The following is a 2002-nucleotide window of genomic DNA, read 5'->3' on the forward strand; positions in this document are numbered from 1 at the left end:
CTCACCACTTGCAGAAGTGGGAGTCTCAACTCAGACTGAGATAAAAAACTGTGAGAGGGAAAAAGTTCCGTTTCTCACAGTTTTTTTATTTTCCTGTAATAAAGAAATCCGGTCAGATCTGCCAGAATCCATCCGATCGGAATCGCCCACCAGATAGCACTGACACCAAGCGGGGTATTCGGTGCAAAGGCATAAGCCAGAACTACTCTTGTTCCCAGTGATACGATGGTGAGCACCAGCGACATGGCAGGCCGTTCGATGGCGCGGTAAAGACCGTAGAGCAAAAACAGACAACCAATGCCCCAGTAAAAAGCACCTTCAATATGCAGATAACGTACACCTTCCGCAATGATCGTCGTTTCACCTGCATCCACAAAAATCTGCATTAATGGACGGGCAAAGATCCAGACAACAGCGGAAATGATCACGCAGAAAAGAATCGACACGCGAACCGCAGTGCGGATTCCGGCGGTTACCCGATCCGGACGTTTGGCACCATGATTCTGGGAGATAAACAGGGAAAAGGCATTGCCAAATTCCTGCACTGGCATATATGCCAGCGTATCGATTTTAACCGCGGCGGCAAAGGCAGCCATGATTGCGGTACCAAAGCTGTTCACCAGACCCTGAATCATCAAAATTCCAAAGTTCATAACGGATTGCTGTAAGCAGGTGAAGAATGCGTAGCGTCCCACTTCCGAAAATGTTGTTTTCCGGAAAATACGCTGTTCCTTTTTTGGGAAAAGCTGTGGATTTTTCCATAAAGCAACAATGGTGATGCCGATACCGGAAATTCCCTGTGCGATAACTGTGGCACCGGCAGCTCCGCCGACACCAAGCTGCAATTCGAATACAAACCACAGATCCAGCACGATATTTAAGATAGTGGAAACTGCCAGAAAAATAAGGGGCAGGATAGAATTGCCAACTGCCCGCAGGATAAAGGCGAAATAATTGTATAAAAACGTAAATCCGATGCCGATAAAAATAATGCGGGCGTAAATGCGCATCAGTTCATAAATGTCTTCCGGTGTCTGAAGCAGTGTCAGAATCCCGTCCGTTCCGATAAACACGATCAGGTACATGAGGAGCGTCACCAACAGAACAAGCCAGAAAGAAACCCACATACATTCTTTCATTTCTTTTTGCCGGCCGGCGCCGTAATGCATGGAAAACAGCGCGCCGCATCCCATACAGAGTCCGATCATGACAGAAGTCAGAAAGGTCATCAGGGTGTAAGTGCTGCCGACGGCTGCCAGTGCGCCGGAACCAAGAAAACGTCCGACGATGATCGTATCGGTAATATTGTAGACCTGCTGTAACAGATTTCCCAACATCATCGGCAGGGCAAAAAGCAGCAGGGTTTTAAAGATTGGTCCTTTTGTTAAATCTTTTTCCATAATGGTATTACTATAGCACAGATTTGCAGATTTTTGCATATGTTGTGGTGAAAGTATCGTTTGGAGTGCAATATGAATTTTGGACAGGAAAGATTTCAGTGGCTGGAGCAGGATCCGTATACCCGCGAAAAAATGCCATTTTATATGACATATCCGATGCAGAATACCGTATTTGAGGAGACGGAGTATGAAAAAGACTGCAAACGTCTGCAGGAAATGTATCCGCGGGATGCCAGAAAAATTCAGAGTATGGTGGATGAGGAATGCGATCGGATGGAATATGAAGGCAGCATGATGTTTGACCGGTATCCAGACCGGCTGATGATGGAGATGATCTGCCGAAGGATTTACCGGGGATTGCGGCCGGAAGATGTGGAAGAGGATGGGCGTCTGCATGTGGATGAAAAATATTTTATACTGGTACAGGTAATGCTTATGCAGGAAATGTATCGCAGAAGATGCAGACATTATCGGTGTCGGAGATGGTATTAGGTCTTGTGTGTCGCAAAAAGATACCCTATAATGGAAACGACTTAAATTGATTTCCAATAAATTTTTATCTCAGTCTGAGTTGAGACTCCCACTTCTGCAAGTGGTGAGTA

At 46.0% G+C, this 2002-nt stretch carries 2 protein-coding genes; one reads left to right on the forward strand and one right to left on the reverse strand.

Features of this window, described 5'->3' with window-relative positions; genetic code table 11:
• Positions 1-74: 74 nt before the first annotated feature.
• Positions 75-1400 (reverse strand): MATE family efflux transporter, encoded by a 1326-nt coding sequence (locus LG34_RS16020; RefSeq protein WP_109216971.1) that lies wholly within the window; start codon positions 1398-1400, stop codon positions 75-77.
• Between the two features lie 72 nt (positions 1401-1472).
• Here LG34_RS16020 and LG34_RS16025 point away from each other — a divergent pair, with 72 nt between their 5' ends.
• Entirely contained in the window at positions 1473-1892 is a 420-nt protein-coding gene (locus LG34_RS16025) for a hypothetical protein (RefSeq protein ID WP_109216972.1), read from the forward strand.
• Positions 1893-2002: the final 110 nt, after the last annotated feature.

The sequence above is a fragment of the Eubacterium ramulus genome, from assembly GCF_003122485.1.
Taxonomy (GTDB): Bacteria; Bacillota; Clostridia; order Lachnospirales; family Lachnospiraceae; genus Eubacterium_I; species Eubacterium_I ramulus_A.